The following is a 20,269-nucleotide window of genomic DNA, read 5'->3' as shown; positions in this document are numbered from 1 at the left end:
TTTATTCCTCCTTCTCTAATTCAGATTTTTCGGGAATTGAACCCATTTCTTTCTTTTCTTCTTTAAAAACACCTACAATCACTTTAGCTGGATTTATTGCTTTACCCATAAATTTTAATCCTCTCTGAACACTTTTTATTATTTTTTTGTCTAAACTTCTATCAGAAACTTCCTTTAAATCAATAGCTTCATGAAACTCTGGATTAAAATCCTCGCCTTCTACTGGTTCTATTATCTCACCCCCTTCCTCATTTAATATATTAATAAATTGTTTGTAAATCATTTCTACACCTTTTTTAAGATTAAGAGTATCATTATTATTTTCATTAATTATTTCTAATGCTCTTCCTAAATTATCAATTGCTAAAAAAAACTTTTGAATCAATTCTTTTTTTCCTTCATTTTTAGCTCCTTTAAACTCTTCTTCTTTTCTTTTTTTAAATTTGTTAAAATCCATAATTGCACGGGTATAGAGTTCTCTAAACTCTTCTGCTTCTTTATAATTAAAAAGTAATTCTTCTTTAATTCTTTCAAGCCATTTCTTTTTTTCCATTATATTTAAATACTATTAAAGTAAATTTTTTTCAAGTTTATAAAGGTATATTTCCGTGTTTCTTTGGTGGTAAACCCTGTCTTTTATTTTTTAAAAGTTTTAAACCTTTTATAATCCATTTTCTTGTTTTACGAGGTTCAATAACATCATCAATATAACCGTAAGCTGCCGCATAGTAAGGATTAGCAAATTTTTCCCTGTACATTTTTGCAAGCTCTTTCCTTAATTCCTCCGGATTTTCTGCTTCCTGGATCTCTTTTCTGTAAATAATGTTTATTGCACCTTCAGGTCCCATAACAGCAATCTCTGCAGTTGGCCAAGCTAAATTTATATCTCCCCTTACCTGTTTTGAAGATAACACACAATAAGCCCCCCCATAACTTTTTCTTGTTATTACTGTAATCTTAGGAACTGTTGCTTCACAATAAGCATAAAGAAGTTTTGCCCCTTCCTTTATAATTCCCCTATGCTCTTGATAAACACCTGGTAAAAATCCGGGAACATCCTCAAAGGTAATTATAGGAATATTAAAAGCATCGCAGAATCTAACAAATCTTGCTGCTTTAATTGAAGCATCAACATCAATAGCACCTGCAAGATGCATTGGTTCCTGAGCAACTATTCCTACACTGAAACCCCCAATTCTTGCAAATCCAACTATTATATTTGGTGCATATTTTTCATGAACCTCAAAAAAAACTCCATTATCAACAACCCTTTTAATTATCTCCTTCATTTCGTAGGGGGCATTTGGATCTTCAGGAATAATATCATCAAGCTCTGGATCTTCTCTTTCTTCAGGGTCTCCTGTATCTATGAAAGGCGGCTCCTCCATATTGTTCTGAGGCAAATAAGTCAAAAGCGTTCTTATTCCACCCATAACTTCTTCCTCACTATCATAAACAAAATGAGCAACACCACTTTTTTCTGCATGAACATCAGCTCCACCAAGTTCTTCAAAAGTAACATCCTCATGTGTTACTGCCTTTATAACATCAGGACCAGTTATAAACATGTAACTTGTTTTTCTTACCATAAAAATAAAATCTGTTAAAGCAGGAGAATAAACTGCCCCACCTGCACAGGGTCCTAAAATTGCTGAAATCTGTGGAACAACACCTGATAAAAGAGTATTTCTTAAAAATATTTCTGCATAACCTGCAAGAGAAGCCACACCTTCCTGAATTCTTGCACCACCTGAATCGTTAAGACCAATTACAGGTACTCCAATCCTTAATGCAATATCAAGAATCTTTTTAATTTTATCCGCATGAGCAAGTGAAAGTGTGCCACCAAAAACTGTAAAATCCTGTGAAAATACTAAAACATCTCTTCCATGTATCTTAGCAAAACCTGTAACAACACCATCACCTAATATCTTGGGGAGATCAAATTCTGTGATTCTGTGTGTAACAAACATATCAATTTCCTGAAAACTACCTTCATCTACAAGAAGTTCTATTCTCTCTCTTGCTGTCTTTTTACCTTTTTCCTTATGTTTTTTTATTTTCTCCTCTCCCCCTCCCTTAAGGGCTTCTTCTCTTAATTTTTTTAATTTTTCAAATTTATCCATGGTATCACCTGAATTTTTCCTTAGTATCCAGAACAATTGTAACAGGACCTGAATTAACATGATAAACTTCCATATAAGCCCCGAACTCGCCTTCTATAACTCTCAAATTACTTTCTTTTAATTTACTAACAAAAAAATTAAACTTCTCAATCGCCTTTACTTTCTCTTCAGAATTGTCAAAGGAAGGTCTATTACCTTTTTTAATATCTGCACATAAGGTAAAATTAGAGATGACAAGTATATCTCCACTTACATCTAAAACACTCAAATTCAACTTTCCCTGATTGTCATCAAAAATTCTCAAATTTAAAATTTTATTAACTGCCCACTCAATCTCCTGAATCGAATCATTTTTACAGATACCCACAAATAAAAGAAGACCCTTATTGATACTCAAAACTTTGTTCTCATTAATATTTACATAACCTTCTTTTATTCTTTCAATAACTATTTTCATCTTACAAAAAAGTATAATCTTTTAAGCAAAAAGGTTCTATCTTCCCTTTCAAATCCTCTTCTTTTTGATATAATTCTTTCAAGTATTTCAATAGTTTTATCATATTCCCTTTTACTTATTCTATAAGGAGTTCCATCCTTTCCTCCATGGGCAAAAGAAAACCTTGCAGGATCTGTATAATCCGGTTTTTCTCCATATAAAATAACTGAAAGAAGGGTTAAGGCTCTTAAAGTTTTTTCACCCACTCCTTTTATTAAAAGAATATTTTCAAATTTATCAATATTTTTCTTATAAAAATTTATATTAATCTGATAAATTCTTTTCTTATCTAAATCACTTAATTTGATTTCATGTCTAAAGGGCATTTTATAAATTTCCTTAATTCCCCCTTCTTTAATCAATTTCAAAATGTTTTCTCTTATTTTTTTATTCCTTTCAGACACAAGATTTAAAACTGATTTTTCTTTTTTTTCAGCAATTATTCCTGAATGAGGTTCATTCGTTAAATCTACCAAATTTTTGGAAAAAATATGATATCTTCTTGCAGTTCTTTTCAAAGGATTCATTCCCTGCTGAATAGTTAACCAGTTTCCTTTACTATCAAACCAGAAGGTATGATGATAGAGAGTGTGCCCGTCCTGAACACAAATATTATCAATTTTCGCAGTTAAACGGGAAAGATTGATAAATTCAGATGAATTAATATTAACTTTATCACTAAGTTTTAAAATTTCTTCAGGTGTTTTTAAAGCTACTTTACCTTTTCCTCCAGTTATGTATATGGGGATATTTCTCTCTCTAAAACCCTCTTTCAAAGCACCTGTTAGAGTTGTTGTAAGTCCTGAAGAATGCCAGTCAAATCCAAGGAAACAACCAAAGCTTTGAAACCATAAAGGATCAGAAAACTTTTCCAATATTAATTCTGTGTCAAACTCTTCAAGCATGTATTCAACAATCAGGGATGATAATTTTTTCATTTTTTGAAAAAGCCATTCCGGTGCTTTTCCGGAATGTAAAGGTAAACTAATTATATCCATTTATTTTTATGGGAATTTAAAAGCAATCTCCAATCTGAAGTGTCCCAATGGATGGGGCCAAATTCCAAGAACTTTATCAGACAAAAGAACCCTTTCATAGGGGTGATATAAAAATATGCAAGGTGCATCTTCTAATATTTTCTTTTCTATCTCCTGATAAATTTTCTTCCTTATTTCAGGTATTCTAACTCTCCTTGCTTCTTCAATCAATTTATCAACAAGGGGGTTTGAATATTTTGCTTCGTTAGCTCCTGATTTAATAGAATTTGAATGATACATTGGATAAACAATACTGTCAGGATCACCAGTGTCTGCTACCCAACCAATTGTATGACATTCAGTTTTATCTAAATGAATAGATTCAAGAAATTCTTTCCATGGTTTTACTTCAAGTTGAACTTCAATTCCAAGCTTTTCAAAACACTCTTTAATAAACTCAGCATTTCTCCTGTATGCTATACTTTCAGAAACAGTAAGTTTTATTTTAATGGGTAATTTCACTCCAGACTTAGAAAATTCCTCTTTTGCTTTCTCAATATCAAACTCGTATCCTTTTAAATCAGGATTATAAACCTCTGATGAAGGAGCAAAAATTCCATTAGCCTTTATTGATCTACCTTTTAATATTTCCTTTATAAATTTCTCTTTATCAAAAGCATAATTCAAAGCTTTACGAAAGTGAATGTTATTAAAGGGATACTTCCTGTTATTAAAATCAAGCCTATGAATTGAAAGTTCTGGGACTGTTTTTATTTTCTGGAAATAATTAGGTGCTTTTTCCTTTAAAATTTCTTCTTCTTCATAGGAAGGCTCAAGCACATCTAATTCGCCTTTTAAAAACATATTTAAAAAACTTATTGTTTCTTTTTCTTTAATTAAAAAGATAATCCTATCCACATTAGCTCTTCCTGCAAAATAATCATCAAAAGCCACAAGTTCTATATACTCATCCTTTTTATAATCTTTAAGAATAAAAGGACCCAAACCTATTAAATCACCATTTTTCTCTCTTGTAATAGCTGCATTGACAAGAGAAAGATTATAAATAAAAGGAACAAAAGGATACTCAAGTTCTACTTCTATTCTATAATCATCTACAATTCTTATACCCTCAACAAAATTTTTTGTTCCTTCAATAAAATCCTTAGCTCCTTTTATCATATCAAAATAATTTCTGTAATTTCCTCTTAAAGTTCTCATCAAAGAATCTCTGACATCATGGGATGTCATAATTTCTCCATTATGAAACTTTACATTTTTTCTAAGGTAAAAAATATATAGTTTACCCTCTTTTTCTATTTCAAATTTTTCGACAAGAAAAGGTATTACTTTACTTGAAATTGGAGAAACCATAAATAAAGACCTGTGAATATTTTCAAGAATTGTGTTACTTGTAGCATCCGTTGCCATGTAGGGATTCAAATTAGCAGGATTACTATTTAGAGGTAACCTCAAAACAATTTCCTCTACAGATTTTTCTTCAAGGTAATCAATATGCGGTAATCTCCTTATTGTATCCTCTTTAACATCTGATATATTCCTCTTTGTATCTCCCATCAGCTTTTCAATATCCTTGAATTTTAGTGTCAATTGATTTATGAATTCTTCAAGCATCTCAAAGGTGTCCTTAAATTTTTCTATATCCCTTCCTATAATATCTGTCATTTCCCCTATCTTATCAAAACTTTCTTCAAGTATCTCAATTTCTTTTTTCATATCAAAAAAACTTATGTCCTTTTCATACTCAGTAAATAAACTCTCTTTAGCTATCGCTAAGCTTGTAATTTCTTTTATAAATCCTATAATCTCATCTGACAAAGATATAGAATTTCTGACTCTTTCTTTGAGCTCCATAGATAGGGGATCTTCTTTTATACCTGCCCTTGCTGTTTCAACTGATGAGTAAAGGGAGAGAATTTCTCCGTCTTTTAAATCTTCTTTCATCTGTCTCAAATACTTTAAAAATTTAAAATCGGTTCTTTCAAAATTAAAAGATTCTCGATAGGAAATTAAATAGGAAAAAAACTCATTTATAACTTTATCCATATTATTAATTTGATCCAGATAGTAAGAAACATTTAACTTGAAATTTTTAAGAGTTAACTCTTCTAAGTCCTTTATCCTTTTATCCTGGATTTTAATTTTTCCAACAATACTCCTTAAAATATCTAATTTTTTCTCCCATTCATCCTTACTCTTTTCAAAATTAGAAAATCTACCACTTAATTCTTTTATAATTAAGTCTATATTATTTGAAAAAAACTCGATCTTATTCTTTAGTCTCTTTTTAAGATAAGTAGGTGATGAGGAAGCTAAATCCATTATTTCATAAAGAGATTCAAGAATTTCTTCATTCCCTTTAAAAATCTCTGAATAAATAAGCACTTTCTCGGCATCATTAAAAAGGAGGGTACTTTTTGTTTCAAGATCTATTATGTTCCTAAACAATTCATCTAAAAGAGTTTTTCTCTCTGAATATATAAAAACAAGATCCTTTAGAGTATTCAAAAAATTCTTTATAGATTCTTTTAATTTTTCAAATATCTCGCTTAAAATTTTTTCATATTTATTTAATTCTCCAACCAGCTCCAGAATTTTGTTTTGTTTTAGTTTTAAAGACTCAAAATTATCTTTAATCTTTCCAACATCCAAAGAAAGAATTTTTGCATGCGATATAATCCTCTGTGCTAATTTTGATAATTCTTGAGAAACCACAGATAAACCTTTACCTTTCTCTCCAAGATGATAAGCCTTTATTTCAGAATTTCTTGAAACAATCTCTATATAGTGAATCTCTTCTAGCAATTTTTCAGTATTCTCTCCCAACTTCTCAAAGAATCTTAAAACCTTTTCTATCCTCTCAATTTCTTTGTTGTAAAAGGAAAGATAAAGAGGTAACTTATTATAGATTTTAAGTAACTCTCCTTCAACTTTACTGGAAATATCGCCTATTTTTAATGTTACATCCTCCATTTCTTTGAACATGTCAGTCATTTTTTTAAGCTCATTCTGTGTGCGAATTTTTATATTCTCAATTTTATCTCTTTCTCCAAAAACATAAAGACCGAGTTCGTAAAGTTTTTTAAAAAAATCAAAAACTTTTTGAGCCCTATTCATATATTACAAAAGATATATAACCAACAACATAACCCCATGATTTTTCTTTTATAACATCTTGTGAGGTTGTCATATATAAAACTTTCCTTCCAAATTTACCGTTTCTAAAAATTTTTAAAAGAACATATATTGCAGAAGCTCCACAGGCCATAATCTTTTCCTCCATTATTCCATTAAAAAATTCTTGGGGATCACCTCTTTCAAGTATTTCCTTTGAATGTATATTCACATTTTTACAATCTCTATAAGAATAACCGTGATAAAAATCCGAACTTGCAATTACAAGTGTCTTATCATCTATTTCCTTTTTTAAAACTTCTGCTATAATATCAAGAGTTTCTCTTTTGAATGTTCCTATTAGAATAGGAACCAATTTAAATTTATCTTTAAATTTATACTGTAAAAAGGGAACCTGAACTTCAAGGGAATGTTCATTACTGTGATAAATAGAATTAAATTTAAATACATCGTAATTTTTCAATCTTTTTTCAAAATCTAAATCAATTTCTACTTCACCTAAGGGAGTTTGCCATCTCTCATTTTCATCAAGGGAAGCATAATTAAAAGAATAATGATGAGAAACACCTAAAATTACTATTCTTTCATAATAATTTTTAAGATTTTTATAAACATATGAAGCTGTTTCTCCTGAGTAAATATAGCCTGCATGAGGTGTTATAGCTGATTTAATTTTTAAATCAATATCTTCAACATTTTCAAATAGCATACCTATTAAATTTTCAAGTTCTTTTTTTTCTGAGGGATAAAAAGCACCACTTACTGCAGGTTTTCTAATATTCATAAGATATACCTTGATACATCTTCCTCCTTTAATGCTTTTGATAATATTTCATCAACATAGGAAGCTGTAACCACATAAGGATTTCTGTCTAAATAAGGCATTCTAAATAAAGCATCTTCAAGAACAAGGTTCATCACAGTTTGCAATCTTCTTGCTCCAATATCTTCCATTTTTTGATTTGCAAGGTAGGCGTAATGCGCTATATTTTTAATTGCCTCTTCCTCAAACTCTAAAGTAAATCCCTCTGCCTCAAATAAAGCTTTAAACTGTTTCAAAAGAGAATTTTCAGGTTCAACCAAAATCCTCTCGAATTCCTTCTCACCAAGTGGATGTAACTCTACTCTTATAGGAAATCTTCCTTGAAGTTCAGGTATCAAATCCTGAGGTGAACATTTACTGAAAGCACCTGCTCCTATAAAAAGAATATTATCAGTTTTTACAACACCATACTTTGTCCATACACTTGTTCCCTCCACAATTGGTAAAAGATCTCTCTGAACACCTTCTCTTGAAACAGACGGTCCATGCTCTTCCCCCTTACCTACTATTTTATCAATCTCATCTATAAAAATTATACCTTTTTCCTGTGCAAGCCTTAGTGCTTCCTGTTTTACTTCTTCAATGTTGATAAGCTTATTTGCAGCTTCTTGAGTGTAATATTCAAGTGCATCCTTAACTTTCATTCTCTTTATAACTGTCCTCTTTGGGAAAATATCTTCCATAACATCCTGTAAACTCTGAGCAATTGTATCCTGACCCAAGGGTACTGGAATAACAGAAACAGGAGATTGTTTTACTTCAATATCAATTTCTCTATCATTATAAAATCCCCTTCTTAAATGTTCTCTTATTGTCTCTCTTGGAGAAAACTGAGTTCCTGCAAGTATTTCTATAATTTTATCCTCTGCAAGTTCCCTTGCTCTATTTTCCACTTCTTTCACTTTTTTCTGTCTCAACATATTAAAAGCAACCTCCACTAAATCTCTAACCATACTCTCTACATCCTTCCCAACATACCCAACCTCAGTGTATCTTGTAGCCTCAATTTTTAAAAAAGGCGAACCAGTAAGCTGAGCAAGTCTCCTTGCTATCTCAGTTTTTCCAACACCTGTTGGTCCTATCATAAGAATATTAAAGGGATGAATCTCTTCTCTTATCTTACCCTTTACTCTCATTCTTCTCCACCTATTCCTCAAAGCAATAGCAACTGCTTTTTTAGCTTCTTCTTGTCCAACAATATATTTATTTAACTCCTCAACTATCTCAAAAGGGGTCTTTTCCTCGTTATAATATTCAATCATTTCTTTATTGTAAAGTATTTTATATCCTTAAGTGAACCAACTCTATCTTCATTAAAAATTGGTTCAACTATGTCCCCTGTATCTATCTCAGTATCAGGATCAAGAAAATGTATTATTCCACCTTTAGCATCAGGAACACCAATTAGGGCAATTTTTTGAGGCTTATCAAGAGGATTTCCATCTAAATCAAGATAAGATTGAGTCATAGCAAGAACAACAAAGGGACCTTCAACATCAACAAATTTCTCAATTCTCTCAAAACAATCCTCACAATAAATTCTTGGAGGCAAAATTATTGATTCACAATTCTCACAGTAACTTCCTTTAATTTTTCCCTCTTTTAACCCATTATAAAAAATTTCTCCACCATTTCCCACAGTATAAAGCCACCAAACCGGAATATCACCTTTTTGCACTTTTACATCACTTAATCTTTCAATAAAATCTTTAAAGGGCATTTATTTCCTCCTTTTTATCGGTTTAAAATATAAAATATCTGTGATTGCTCCTTCCCTTTCATGTTCTTTTTTCCAGACTGCTTTTACCCTTACACCTATATCAATATTTTTTAAAATCTCTTCCAAGGAATCACCTGCTTCACCTATTTTATGTAATATTCCTATATTTTCTGAAGCACCATCAAGTCTTATTACAGCAGGAATTTCTGGTTCCTCTCTTCTTGAAGCATCCCAGTTAACATAAGAAACAGAAAAGGTAAGAATTTCACCTTCATCTTTTAGTAAAATCCATTCATCAGTTGGTCTGAAACAGATTTCACAGAACATCCTTGGCGGAATAAGAACCCTATTACAGGAATAGCACTTTCTTGCCAGAATTTTACCCTGTTTTAAACCCTCAAAAAATTTAGTTAGAGCTATTCCACAATCCCATTCATACTCAAGTTTACTTTTCCATTCCACTTTAAAAACTTTTTCAAAATCTTTTGTATCCAGTGGTGTTCCTTTAAATTCCATTTTTTTACCTCCTATTTAGATAAAATAACAACTGTTCCAACCTGCATCAAGTCTCCCCATGCCTGTGCTAAACCTCTCTTTACCTCTCTTTTAACCTGCCTCTTACCTGCTTCTCCTTTTAATTGCAAATAAATTTCAATAACCTTCATAAGTCCGGCAGCTGCTATCGGATTCCCAACTCCTAAAAGACCACCTGAAGGACATGAAGGAATCCCATTTTCCGTATCCCTGTCCCAGAAACCTTTTTCAAGTAATTTAGGTGCCTCACCTTTATCAGCAAGCAAAAGACCTTCAAGATGATGAAGTTCCTTGTAAGCAAAAGGATCATAAGGTTCAACTACATGAATCTCTTTTCTTGGATCTTTTATTCCTGCCATATCATAGGCCATCCTTGCTGCATACTCTACATATTTTGGATAATAAAGATCCCTATTTGTCCAGTAAGAAGTATCAAGACACCATCCTACTCCTTCAATCCATATGGGTTTGTCAGTTCTTCTTTTTGCTTCATGTTCTGATGCAATTACAATAGCACAAGCCGCATCTGTTACAGGTGAAACCATTAATCTGTAAACTGGATAGGCAATAACTTCTGAATCAAGAATATCTTTAACAGTGTACTCACCAGCAATTCCCTTCTGACTGCATGGGTGATCCATTCCATTTTTCTTATTCTTTACAGACACAAGAGCAATTGTTTCGAGGGGTATTTTATGAACTTTCATATATCTCATCATTTCAAGAGAGAATATCCATAAAAGATTTACTCCTAATGGTCTTTCAAGGAACTGATCATAAATGGAGTTAAAAGCACCTTGAGGATGTGGCATACAGGAAGACATTTTTTCTTCAGCAACAACAAGGCATGTATCAAAAATACCACTTGCAACAAGATAAAAACCATGAATTATTGAAAAAACACCAGAACCTCCTCCAACATAAGACCTCATATAGGGTTTTCTTTTACCACCTGCTCCATCTGAAAGCCAATCACCTTTCATATGAACTCCATCAAAAGTATCAGGTGCTGTTGCCATTACAACACAATCAATCTCACTTATATCCATTTTTGCATCTATAAGAGCCATCTTTGCTGCTTCAAAGCTAAGCTCCTTACCTGTTTCTTTTGCTCTTCTCATAAATTTTGTCATCCCTGCACCAAGAATTGCAACTTTCTGTGCCATTTTAACCCTCCCTTTTTAAAATTAAAACTCCTCCACTTGCAGAAGGAAATCCTTTCCATGACGCAACTAAAGCCGTCTCAGGTTCTCTTAATTGAACATTTGAAGCACTTCCCCTCAACTGTAAAATAGCATCATATATAGCCCTTGCACCATTCATTAAAGAAAAATTTCCATTACCTAAATTTCCACCTGTAGTATTCACAGGTAATTCTCCACTTAAATCGTAAAAACCATCTCTCATTAGCCATGCTGACTCTCCATACCTTGCAAGAGATAATGCTTCAAGATGCTGTAATTCCTTGTAAGAAAAAGTATCATCAATCTCTGCAAAATCAATTTCTTTAATAGGATTTCTAATACCTGCCATTGAATAAGCTTTTCTTGCTGCAACACTCAAATATTCCGCATCACCATCCCATCTTTCAATATTGGGTGTAAACATTCCAAAACCAACTCCCTGGATTTTTATAAAGTCTCTATTTCTTTCTTTTGCTATTTCTTCATTTGCTAAAACAATAACACATGCTCCATCAGCATTGGGAGAAATATCAAGTTCCCTTAAAGGTTCAGATACAGGTTTTGAAAGAAGAACTTCCTCAGGAGAAATTATAGAACCAAAAGGACTTCTCCCAAATAATAAAGCATTTGCCTTATTTTTTGCAACCACATGAGCAGTATCCAATTCATCATAACCTCTTGAATCAAGAAACATTGCCATTTCAAGAGCTATAAGTGCATAAGGATTTATTTCAAGAGGTCTAACATATACAGGGTCTAAAGCCATTGCAAATAAATGATGATGATTTTTAATATTTGATAATTTAGAATGAGCTTCAAGGACACCAATTTTAAAATATCCTGTTTTAATTTGAGCATATAAAGAAGCAATACCTGTAATTGCATCAGCGCAAATTGTATGAACTGGCTTCAATACCGCACCAAGTTGATCAGGAACATATTCATCAAAAATTGATGTTCCTTCTTCAAAATCTTCTGATAAAGAAACGAAAGTATCAACATCTCTTGGTTCTATTCCAGCATCAAGATAGGCTTTCTCTGCTGCTTCGTAAATAAGTTCTCTAAAACTTACATCAGGAGAAATTTTACCTCTTAAAGCAATTCCCACTCCTATTATGTAAACATTCATTTTACAAAATAATATTAAAGGGGTTAGAACCTTAATAAATGATTATAAAACAAACTATGAACCAGTGGCAATTGAAAGTGCAAAAACTTTTTCAGAACCTTTTGATTTTAAAACCTTCGCACATTCTTCAAGGGTTTTCCCAGAGGTTAAAACATCATCAAAAAGTAAGATTCTTTTATATTTTACTTCATTGCTTTTAATAACTTTAAAAGCATCCCATACATTTTCTTCCCTTTTTTTAAATTCTTTAATTCTTGACTGAGGTCTTGTTGGTTTCAGTCTTATTAAAATATCATTTCTATAATTTATTTTAAAAATTTTTTTAACACTTTCAAGAATTAAAACATTCTGATTAAATCCTCTTTCCCTTTCCTTTGAAGGATGAAGTGGGACTGGAATTATCACATCAAATGGAGGCAAAACTTTTTCAATTCTTTCAATCACAAAGGGAACAAAAAATTCTGAAATTTTTGTATACCTTCTGAATTTATAACTTTCTATAAGCTCTTTAATTATATCATTATAATTAAAAATTGCATAAACTTCATCAATATATTTTAATTTAATACTGCATTTATGACCCTTTAAACTCCTTCCGCATTTTTTACAAAAAGGTGGATGTATTTTTGACCTTAAAATAAGTTCTAAACAACTTTTGCAGAAAAATTTATCTTCTTTTAAATTTTCACAGATTAAACAAAGAGGAGGAAAAAAGAAATTTAAAATATCTTTAATAATAGATTTTAACACACTTATAATTATAAAATAATGAACAAAAAAATTTACATCTTCCCTACCTGCCTTGGAAATTTAATTTATAAAAATTTAATTAAAAAAACAAAAAAATTTCTTCAAGAAAAAGAATTTGAAACTCAAATTTTAAATAAACCTTTTTGCTGTGGACAGGTTTTTTATAATACCGGAAACTTTAAAAAAGCAAAAAAAATTGGGAACTTAATTTTAAAGGAATGGGAAAACAAAAAAATTTTATTCTTTTCCGGCTCCTGTCTTGAATATGTCTTAGAAAATTTACCCTTACTTACAGAGAAAAAAATTTCTTTTTATGCTGAAGAAATTACAAATTTTTTAATCAAAGAGAAAATAATTGAATTACCTTATTATTTTCATACTTCCTGTCATTTTAAAATTTTTAAAAACAAAAGACCAGAATTTCTTGGTTGCTGTGGTTTCGGTGGTGTATTCTCATCCATTTATCCTAAAATCTCTGAAAAAATTCTTAAAGCAAAATATAAAGAAAAGCAAATTATCTCAATAGAACCAGGATGTTCCCTTCACATGAAATCAAAGGGATTTGAAATAATTCATCCTTTAGAAAAAATTTTATTTCATGGAAAGTAACAGAGTTTTAATAAATATAAAAAGGGCTTTTGATAAAAGAAACAATGCAATCAAGGAAATAAATTTTGAGGAATTAAGAGAAAGGGCAAGAAATATAAAAGAAAACTCTATAAAGAATTATAAAGAACTTCTAAAAATTTTCATAAAAAAAATGGAAGAAAAAGGAGCAAAGGTTTTTTTAGCCAGAACACCGGAAGAGGTAAAAAGCGTAGTGAAAGGAATTCTTGAAAAGGAAAAATCAAAAAAAATAGTTGCTTCAAAATCTATGACTCAAGAAGAAATTGGGTTAAAAAAATTTTTAAGAAAGAAGGGTTATGAGTTTAACGAAACTGATTTGGGTGAATGGATATGTGACCTTGCAGGTTCACCACCTAAACATATTGTAGCTCCTGCAATACACTTTTCAAGATTTGATGTTAAAAATCTTTTTGAAGAAAAATTTAATGTTAAGTTAAGTGAAAATATAGAGGAACTTACAAATTTTGCGAGAATAAGATTAAAGAGAATTTTCGAAGAGGCTGATACAGGCATTTTAGGAGCAAACTTTGTTTTCGCTAAAGAAGGAATAATTGGATGTTTTGAAAATGAAGGTAACCTTGGAAAAACTTTTTATTTTCCAAAAACCTGTATAACAATATTCGGTATTGAAAAATTTGTTGAATCAGTCAAAGACTTTCCAGTGTTTTTAAGAATTTTACCAAGGAGTGCAACGGGTCAGAGAATAACATCTTATGTGCATTTACTTTCAGAAAAAAATGAGGGAAACTGGTATATAGTAATTCTTGAAGGTAAAAGAGGAGAAATTGCAATGAGTGAAGAATTTAGAGAGATACTTTACTGTATAAGATGCGGAGCCTGTTCAAATATATGTCCTGTGTATGGAGTTGAAGAAGCTGAAAATTACAAAGGACCTTATAAAGGACCAATAGGGATATTATGGAATGCTCTTTTATATAACTTTTACTCAAATGCTTTCTATTCCACCTTATGTGGTTTTTGTGATACTGTATGCCCTGTTAAGATAAAAATCTCTGAGAAAATTAAAAGAATAAGAAAAGAAAAATATTTACCTTTCAAAATTAAACTATTTTTAAAAATTTATTCAATTTTGAATAATTATCCATCTTTACTAAAAACTCTCTCAGAAAAAATTCCAATTTCAATTGTAAGTCAAATTTTAAAAAATAAAGAAAAAATTCATTATCAATATTTTGAAGATTTTACAGAGGAAGAAGAAAAAACAGAACATGAAAAAAACTTTGAAAAGAACTGGAAAGAGGTAAAAGGGGAATTTGGGGAAAGGGGAAAAGAATTCAAATTAGAGTATGCTATTTCTGAAACAGGAACCTGCATTTTAAATTCAAGGGATTTTAAAGATTTCTTTAATGAAGAGGAAGTATTTTTCAGGATAAAAAGGGAAAAAATATTAGATTATTTTGAAAATTTTTTTGAGGAAAAATTTAACTTTAATGGGAATTTACTTTTTGTCAGCGGACCATCAAGAACTGCTGATATAGAAAAAAAATTAATACTTGGTGTTCATGGACCCTGGAGAACCTTTATTAAGATAGAAGATTAAATTTTTAAAGCTGCCAGATTTCCTCTTCAATTTCTACATTTAATTTAAACATATAAAATTGCGAATCAAGAACTTTTTCTCCCTTTTCAAAACCCTCTAATCTATAAGGCACATAATCTTCAGTAAACCAGAATATTTCTTCATTAAAACCATAGAATTTTTCAGGATTTAAAATTTTAACCTTTATTTTTTTACCCTTAAAACCTTTTTCTTCAAAATTACCTATATATTCCATTTCATACCCTTCATCCATGTATTTTAAAAATCTAAGGTAGACACCACTTATTCCAGCATCATAAGTTTTAAACCCCCTTATAGATACTACTCTTCCATCATCAGGTTTTAAAGTTAATACAATACCTTTAATTAAACCACCCTTTCTGCCCCTAACTATATTTTTTTCAGGATTATACATTGCTTCTGAATCTTTATTTTTTCCTTTTAGAACTTTTAATCTTGTCCATAAGGGTTTTTTAAAGTAAACAAAATAAGAAGCCTCTTCAATTTTATCACCTTTTTTCTGAAAGGTGTTATATTCACATATACAGGTTTTTATAGATTCCCATTTTTCCTTTACCTTAATTTTAAATTCATCAATATCTATCTGGGTTTGAGATAAAATAAAAAAAATTGTTGTAAAAAACATAATTTTTTATTATAATTTTATTTTGGAGTTGAACCTGGTTCTATCCCTACTATTATAAAAAAAGCAAGATTAAAAAACAAATAATGAAAGATATAAAAATTAAAACACCAGTTGATGAAGAAACAATTTTATCAATAAAAGCAGGTGATCCAGTTTATATTTCAGGTATTATATACACAGCAAGAGATGCTGCTCATAAAAGGATGCTTGAAGATTATAAAAGTGGTAAAGGTCTTCCTATTGATTTAAAGGGTCAGATAATATATTATGTTGGTCCAACTCCAAGCAAACCCGGACAGGTAATAGGTTCTGCAGGTCCAACCACTTCAATAAGAATGGATCCCTATACTCCTTTTATCCTTGAAATGGGCGTAAAGGCAACAATTGGAAAAGGAGAAAGGACTCCTCCAGTTATTGAGTCTCTTAAGAAGTTTAAAGCACTTTATCTTGTTGCAGTAGGAGGGGCAGGTGCTTTAATTTCAAGAACAATAAAAAGGGTTAGAGTTATTGCTTATGAAGATCTTGGACCTGAGGCAATAAGAGAGCTGGAAGTTGAGGATTTTCCAACAATTTGTGCAATTGATGCTTACGGAAACAACCTATTTGAACAAGGGGTTGAAAAGTTCCGTAGAGAATAAAATATTTGTAGGCACATCGGGCTGGGCTTATTCATGGAATGAAGGAGGTAATTTTGAATGGTTTGTTAAAGAAAGCAGTTTAAATGCTATTGAATTAAATGCTTCCTTTTACAGATTTCCACTTTCTTCTCATATAAATTCCTGGGCAAAGAAAACTTTTAATTTAAGATGGAGTGTTAAGGTGAATCAATTTATAACTCATGTTTTTAAATTTTCTGAAAAAGCTTTTTCTACATGGGAAAAATTTAAAAATCTCTTTAAACCCCTTGAAAACTTCATAGATTTTTATCTATTTCAAACACCACCTAATTTTTCTGATAAAAATAGAGAAAAATTGGAAAAATTTATAAAATTTACAAATTTAAAGGAAAAGTTTGCCTTTGAGCCAAGAGAAGAATCCTGGTTTAAAAAGGAAAATTATAAATGGGCAAAAAATCTAAATATTACTTGGGTTTCAATGGATGCACCTATATTTCCAAGAGATATTATAAATCTTAACGGAATAGTCTATTTAAGAATGCACGGTAGAACAGACTGGTACTCCCATTGTTATGAAGATGAAGAATTAAAAGAAATTGCTGAAAGAATTATGAAAACAAAACCAGAAAAAATTTATGTATTTTTTAACAACAATCATTCCATGCTGGAAAATGCAAGAAGAATGAAAAAAATACTTGAAAATTCTGTTTAAAAAATATTTTTAAAATTACTATTCTACTCTTGGAAGTTCATCAAGGCTTTTTAAACCAAACATTTTCAAAAATTTCTCTGTAGTTCCATAAAGTAAAGGAGCTCCTTTTATTTTTTTTCTTCCCACAACCTTTATAAGTCCTTTTTCAAGCAAACTTCTAAGTGTGAAATCTGCAGATGCTCCCTTTAAAATTTCTATCTCAGCTTTTGTAATAGGCTGTTTATAAGCTATTATTGCAAGAGTTTCAAGCATTGCTTTTGAAATTCTAAAAGAATTCTCCCCTCTTAATTTCTTTACATAATCAGCATAATCTTCTTTCGTATACATTACATAACCACCAGCAACTTCAAATATTCCAAAAGCTCTTTCTTTATATTCTTCCTTTAATTTCTCTATTTCCTCCTTTACCCTTTCCTCCCCAAATCCTGTAATATTTGAAATCTTCTTTAAGGTAAGAGGCTTTGATGAGGCAAAAAGCAATGCCTCAATAATTCTTTTTAAAGACCTTTCATCTTCCATTTTTCTCTAAAATATAAAAAGAATATTAAAGATAAAAAAGAATCAAAGAGAAATTCAAGGAAATTATTTTGAAAGAATCTCATAAATGTTATAAGGGAAAAAATTAAAGAAAAAGATATGAAAAAAAGATATTCCTTTACATCAATAAATTTAGGTGTATAAAAGCATATTGATATTAAAGCAAAAAAAGAAGAAATTGAAGAAGCAAGTGCAAGTCCTACATAACCCATAAATTTAAAAAGTAAAGGAGCAAAAACTAAAAAGGAGGTCAGCATATTAAAATGGGAAATATTTGCCTCAAGAATTTTTTTCTGTGAATAAAAATAATTCAAATGAACATTAAAAAGAGAGGAAGGAAGAATACCAATTGAAAACATTATAAAAGCAAGAGCAGTTTTATAAGTATCAAGGGTTGTAAACTTACCCCTTTCAAAAAATAATTTCACAATAAAATCAGAATGAATAATCAAAATTAAAGATAAAGGAAATAAAACAATTAAGGAAAATTTGTAAATTTTTTTAAGATAATCGAGTTTTCTTTCACTTTCACTCATATAGGGAAGGGAAACTGTTGCAAGACCTATTCCGAGTATTGCAATTGGGAAATGTCTCAATCTGAAAGAATAGGATAGATAGGAGAGTTCTCCTTCAGGTAAATAGGAGGCAAGGAATGTTGTAAAAATTATGATAATTTCATTTGTTAACATTGCAAATAAAACAGGAATTAAAAGTTTAAAAAAATCTTTGATTTCAGGAATTAAAATATTTTTTGTAAGAAATAATTTTATTTTTCTTATTACAAAAATAAATTGAAAGAAAGCCTGAAAAAAAGACCCTGCAACAACAGCAATGGAAAGAGAATAGAGAAAATATTTACCTTTTAAACGAAGAAAAGAATATGTAAAAATTCCTATGGCAAGAAAAGTAAGATTGAAGAAAAAAGGTGCAAAGGAAACAGGAAAAAATTTTTTCTCAGAATTTAAAATAGAACCAAAATAACCTGCTAAAATAATAAAGAAAACAAAGGGAAACATAATTAGAAGAGTATTTTTTGCATAAATAAATTTAAATTCAAAATTTTTAAAACCCGGTGCAAAAATTAAAATCAAAATTGGTGAAAGTAATATTCCAATAATAGTAAAAAATAAAGAAACTGAGAAAAAAATTGTAAAGGTCGAACCAATAAATCTTTCATATTTAACAAGATCTTTTTTATTTTCCACAAATAAAGGAACAAGGGAAACCTGCATCATCTGTTCTCCAATAAAAATTCTTAAAAAGTTCATTATTCTGAAAGAAGCATAAAAAACATCTGAAAGATGTGTGGCACCCAGAGAATAAGCAAGGAACATTTCCCTTAAAAAACCAAATATCCTTGAAAATAAAGTTCCTGTTCCAAAAATTAAAAGGTTTTTTAAAGTTTTTGACCCTACTTTTTGACCTCTATTATATCCTCTGGAATCCATTTTTTCCAGTCTGCTCTTGATGGTTCTTCAGGAATTGATGAATAAACCAAAAGATAATTACCATCAAGATTTATATCCACAAAAATAAATTGAATTTTTCTTTCACCGGTATAAATCCAGGATTCCCAGGCTCTTTCACTTTCAGGATAATAAGAATTATTAACATAAGAGGGTTTACCATATTTTATAAGTATTCTACCACGATCTGTATTTCTCCCTCTAAGTTTTAAACCCATAGAAAAATTTTGATCAGCAAAATTTATTCTGTTAACAAGTTCGGTAATAAATTCATTTGCTTCTGTTTCTGGATCAGGATCAAACTTTTTCCAGAATTTTTGGACAAAGAGTTTTTTCCCATTAAAATCAGTTATTCTTTTAAACTCCTCCATTTCTTCATTTGAAGCAAAATAATCTATAAAAAATAGGTAATTTTCATAAAACTTTCTCACATTTTCTTCTTGAAGTTTTTTCTGAGAAACATAACTGAATTTTTCTTCCTTAGAAAATAATATATTCCCATTTTTAATCACACTTATCACTAAATTAAAATCACCTGTTCCCAGTTTATATAAGGGTATCCTTGCACTTGTTTCACCCCTTTGAACTGGAGGAGCTTTTTCTTCTTGTTCATAAATTTTTTCTCCATCTTTAAAAATTTCATATCTTAATATCTCATCACCTTCAAAACCATAAAGTTCATAAAAATAGTGTAAGGAAGTATCAGGAAAAACAAATAAAAATGGCAATCTTATTTCAAATCCAAAATTTTCTCTATTAAAGAAATAATCCTCCTTCTTTCCTATTTGAGGGGTTATAAATATGTCAGAAATAAAAGGAAAATTAATTTTTAAGTCTTTCCTAAAATTCACCTCTCCAATTTTTGTTTTTGTTGAAAATTTAACCTTTATCTCGTAATTACCATCTTCAAGGTTTAAAGCAAAAACATCATAAATTTTTGTTTCTTCAGTCGTTTTTCCTATTTTAAAAGTCTTTGTCCACTTTTCACTTCCCCCTTTTCCCCGTGAAACTTCTTTCCAAATAACCTCAATATCAAATTTACCCTCTTCAAAACCCATCTTTTTTTCAAGGGAAATCTGATTAACATTCAAGGAGTAGTAACATTCAACTGTAAAAACTTTCCCTTTATAAACTGCAAAGGGGAAAAGATGAAACTCAAAATTCCCCGTTGATAAAAAAACCTCTGAAATAAGAAGAAACACAAACAT

The 20,269-nt window shown here is 30.4% G+C and carries 20 protein-coding genes; 4 read left to right on the top strand and 16 right to left on the bottom strand.

Annotated elements, in window-relative coordinates; genetic code table 11:
• Position 1: 1 nt before the first annotated feature.
• The 12 genes from grpE to ABIN73_06915 are packed head-to-tail and all read right to left on the bottom strand — an operon-like array spanning position 2 to position 12,895.
• Entirely contained in the window at positions 2–553 is a 552-nt protein-coding gene (gene grpE / locus ABIN73_06970; GenBank protein ID MEO0269464.1) for a nucleotide exchange factor GrpE, read from the bottom strand.
• Positions 554–590: 37 nt separating this feature from the next.
• Positions 591–2,126, bottom strand: a complete 1,536-nt coding sequence (locus ABIN73_06965) for an acyl-CoA carboxylase subunit beta (GenBank protein ID MEO0269463.1) — start codon at positions 2,124–2,126, stop codon at positions 591–593.
• A gap of 4 nt (positions 2,127–2,130) precedes the next feature.
• A complete protein-coding gene (gene dtd / locus ABIN73_06960; GenBank protein MEO0269462.1) occupies positions 2,131–2,583 on the bottom strand; it encodes a D-aminoacyl-tRNA deacylase in 453 nt (150 codons plus the stop codon).
• Positions 2,580–3,620, bottom strand: coding sequence for a DUF763 domain-containing protein (locus ABIN73_06955; GenBank protein MEO0269461.1), 1,041 nt, complete (start codon positions 3,618–3,620; stop codon positions 2,580–2,582). Before ABIN73_06955 ends, dtd begins: the two co-directional genes overlap by 4 nt.
• A 6-nt stretch (positions 3,621–3,626) precedes the next feature.
• Positions 3,627–6,737, bottom strand: coding sequence for an ABC transporter substrate-binding protein (locus ABIN73_06950; GenBank protein ID MEO0269460.1), 3,111 nt, complete (start codon positions 6,735–6,737; stop codon positions 3,627–3,629).
• Entirely contained in the window at positions 6,730–7,539 is an 810-nt protein-coding gene (gene amrB / locus ABIN73_06945; protein MEO0269459.1) for an AmmeMemoRadiSam system protein B, read from the bottom strand. The genes ABIN73_06950 and amrB overlap by 8 nt, the downstream gene beginning before the upstream one ends.
• Positions 7,536–8,840, bottom strand: a complete 1,305-nt coding sequence (gene hslU, locus ABIN73_06940) for an ATP-dependent protease ATPase subunit HslU (protein ID MEO0269458.1) — start codon at positions 8,838–8,840, stop codon at positions 7,536–7,538. The genes amrB and hslU overlap by 4 nt, the downstream gene beginning before the upstream one ends.
• Positions 8,837–9,298 carry a zinc ribbon domain-containing protein gene (locus ABIN73_06935; protein ID MEO0269457.1) on the bottom strand — a complete coding sequence of 154 codons (462 nt, stop codon included), beginning with the start codon at positions 9,296–9,298 and terminating at the stop codon, positions 8,837–8,839. Before ABIN73_06935 ends, hslU begins: the two co-directional genes overlap by 4 nt.
• The gene (locus tag ABIN73_06930) at positions 9,299–9,814 is read right to left on the bottom strand and encodes a Zn-ribbon domain-containing OB-fold protein (GenBank protein MEO0269456.1); all 516 of its coding nucleotides are present in this window, start codon (positions 9,812–9,814) and stop codon (positions 9,299–9,301) included.
• A gap of 11 nt (positions 9,815–9,825) precedes the next feature.
• The gene (locus ABIN73_06925) at positions 9,826–10,998 is read right to left on the bottom strand and encodes a thiolase domain-containing protein (GenBank protein ID MEO0269455.1); all 1,173 of its coding nucleotides are present in this window, start codon (positions 10,996–10,998) and stop codon (positions 9,826–9,828) included.
• Between the two features lies 1 nt (position 10,999).
• Complete coding sequence (locus ABIN73_06920) at positions 11,000–12,145, bottom strand: acetyl-CoA acetyltransferase (protein ID MEO0269454.1); 1,146 nt, start codon at positions 12,143–12,145, stop codon at positions 11,000–11,002.
• A 54-nt stretch (positions 12,146–12,199) separates the two neighbouring features.
• Positions 12,200–12,895, bottom strand: coding sequence for a ComF family protein (locus ABIN73_06915; protein ID MEO0269453.1), 696 nt, complete (start codon positions 12,893–12,895; stop codon positions 12,200–12,202).
• 18 nt (positions 12,896–12,913) lie between these two features.
• Between ABIN73_06915 and ABIN73_06910 the strand changes: the two genes are divergently transcribed.
• Both ABIN73_06910 and ABIN73_06905 read left to right on the top strand, forming a co-directional pair.
• Positions 12,914–13,504, top strand: coding sequence for a (Fe-S)-binding protein (locus tag ABIN73_06910; protein MEO0269452.1), 591 nt, complete (start codon positions 12,914–12,916; stop codon positions 13,502–13,504).
• Entirely contained in the window at positions 13,494–15,083 is a 1,590-nt protein-coding gene (locus ABIN73_06905; protein MEO0269451.1) for an LUD domain-containing protein, read from the top strand. The genes ABIN73_06910 and ABIN73_06905 overlap by 11 nt, the downstream gene beginning before the upstream one ends.
• Positions 15,084–15,087: 4 nt before the next feature.
• On the opposite strand, the gene ABIN73_06900 is transcribed toward ABIN73_06905, so the two are convergent.
• The gene (locus ABIN73_06900) at positions 15,088–15,729 is read right to left on the bottom strand and encodes a hypothetical protein (GenBank protein MEO0269450.1); all 642 of its coding nucleotides are present in this window, start codon (positions 15,727–15,729) and stop codon (positions 15,088–15,090) included.
• Positions 15,730–15,797: 68 nt separating this feature from the next.
• Between ABIN73_06900 and ABIN73_06895 the strand changes: the two genes are divergently transcribed.
• Positions 15,798–16,367 (top strand): Fe-S-containing hydro-lyase, encoded by a 570-nt coding sequence (locus tag ABIN73_06895; GenBank protein ID MEO0269449.1) that lies wholly within the window; start codon positions 15,798–15,800, stop codon positions 16,365–16,367.
• Positions 16,345–17,058, top strand: a complete 714-nt coding sequence (locus ABIN73_06890) for a DUF72 domain-containing protein (protein MEO0269448.1) — start codon at positions 16,345–16,347, stop codon at positions 17,056–17,058. The genes ABIN73_06895 and ABIN73_06890 overlap by 23 nt, the downstream gene beginning before the upstream one ends.
• Positions 17,059–17,076: 18 nt before the next feature.
• On the opposite strand, the gene scpB is transcribed toward ABIN73_06890, so the two are convergent.
• Genes scpB through ABIN73_06875 form a run of 3 tightly spaced genes read right to left on the bottom strand, consistent with a single transcriptional unit; the run spans position 17,077 to position 20,269 of the window.
• Complete coding sequence (scpB, locus tag ABIN73_06885; protein MEO0269447.1) at positions 17,077–17,577, bottom strand: SMC-Scp complex subunit ScpB; 501 nt, start codon at positions 17,575–17,577, stop codon at positions 17,077–17,079.
• Positions 17,556–19,043, bottom strand: coding sequence for a murein biosynthesis integral membrane protein MurJ (gene murJ, locus ABIN73_06880; protein ID MEO0269446.1), 1,488 nt, complete (start codon positions 19,041–19,043; stop codon positions 17,556–17,558). The genes scpB and murJ overlap by 22 nt, the downstream gene beginning before the upstream one ends.
• Complete coding sequence (locus ABIN73_06875) at positions 19,007–20,269, bottom strand: GWxTD domain-containing protein (GenBank protein ID MEO0269445.1); 1,263 nt, start codon at positions 20,267–20,269, stop codon at positions 19,007–19,009. Before ABIN73_06875 ends, murJ begins: the two co-directional genes overlap by 37 nt.

The organism is candidate division WOR-3 bacterium, from assembly GCA_039804025.1.
GTDB lineage: Bacteria > Hydrothermota > Hydrothermia > Hydrothermales > JAJRUZ01 > JBCNVI01.
This window is presented reverse-complemented; position numbering and strand designations above follow the sequence as displayed.

Bases quoted from the DNA above. Each gene is read 5' to 3' on its own strand.
- ABIN73_06935 (MEO0269457.1), bottom strand. From the start codon at position 9,298: ATGCCCTTTAAAGATTTTATTGAAAGATTAAGTGATGTAAAAGTGCAA.
- hslU (MEO0269458.1), bottom strand. From the start codon at position 8,840: ATGATTGAATATTATAACGAGGAAAAGACCCCTTTTGAGATAGTTGAG.
- amrB (MEO0269459.1), bottom strand. From the start codon at position 7,539: ATGAATATTAGAAAACCTGCAGTAAGTGGTGCTTTTTATCCCTCAGAA.
- ABIN73_06910 (MEO0269452.1), top strand. From the start codon at position 12,914: ATGAACAAAAAAATTTACATCTTCCCTACCTGCCTTGGAAATTTAATT.
- ABIN73_06875 (MEO0269445.1), bottom strand. From the start codon at position 20,269: ATGTTTGTGTTTCTTCTTATTTCAGAGGTTTTTTTATCAACGGGGAAT.
- dtd (MEO0269462.1), bottom strand. From the start codon at position 2,583: ATGAAAATAGTTATTGAAAGAATAAAAGAAGGTTATGTAAATATTAAT.
- ABIN73_06930 (MEO0269456.1), bottom strand. From the start codon at position 9,814: ATGGAATTTAAAGGAACACCACTGGATACAAAAGATTTTGAAAAAGTT.
- grpE (MEO0269464.1), bottom strand. From the start codon at position 553: ATGGAAAAAAAGAAATGGCTTGAAAGAATTAAAGAAGAATTACTTTTT.
- ABIN73_06905 (MEO0269451.1), top strand. From the start codon at position 13,494: ATGGAAAGTAACAGAGTTTTAATAAATATAAAAAGGGCTTTTGATAAA.
- ABIN73_06925 (MEO0269455.1), bottom strand. From the start codon at position 10,998: ATGGCACAGAAAGTTGCAATTCTTGGTGCAGGGATGACAAAATTTATG.
- ABIN73_06920 (MEO0269454.1), bottom strand. From the start codon at position 12,145: ATGAATGTTTACATAATAGGAGTGGGAATTGCTTTAAGAGGTAAAATT.
- ABIN73_06955 (MEO0269461.1), bottom strand. From the start codon at position 3,620: ATGGATATAATTAGTTTACCTTTACATTCCGGAAAAGCACCGGAATGG.
- ABIN73_06900 (MEO0269450.1), bottom strand. From the start codon at position 15,729: ATGTTTTTTACAACAATTTTTTTTATTTTATCTCAAACCCAGATAGAT.
- murJ (MEO0269446.1), bottom strand. From the start codon at position 19,043: ATGGATTCCAGAGGATATAATAGAGGTCAAAAAGTAGGGTCAAAAACT.
- scpB (MEO0269447.1), bottom strand. From the start codon at position 17,577: ATGGAAGATGAAAGGTCTTTAAAAAGAATTATTGAGGCATTGCTTTTT.
- ABIN73_06965 (MEO0269463.1), bottom strand. From the start codon at position 2,126: ATGGATAAATTTGAAAAATTAAAAAAATTAAGAGAAGAAGCCCTTAAG.
- ABIN73_06950 (MEO0269460.1), bottom strand. From the start codon at position 6,737: ATGAATAGGGCTCAAAAAGTTTTTGATTTTTTTAAAAAACTTTACGAA.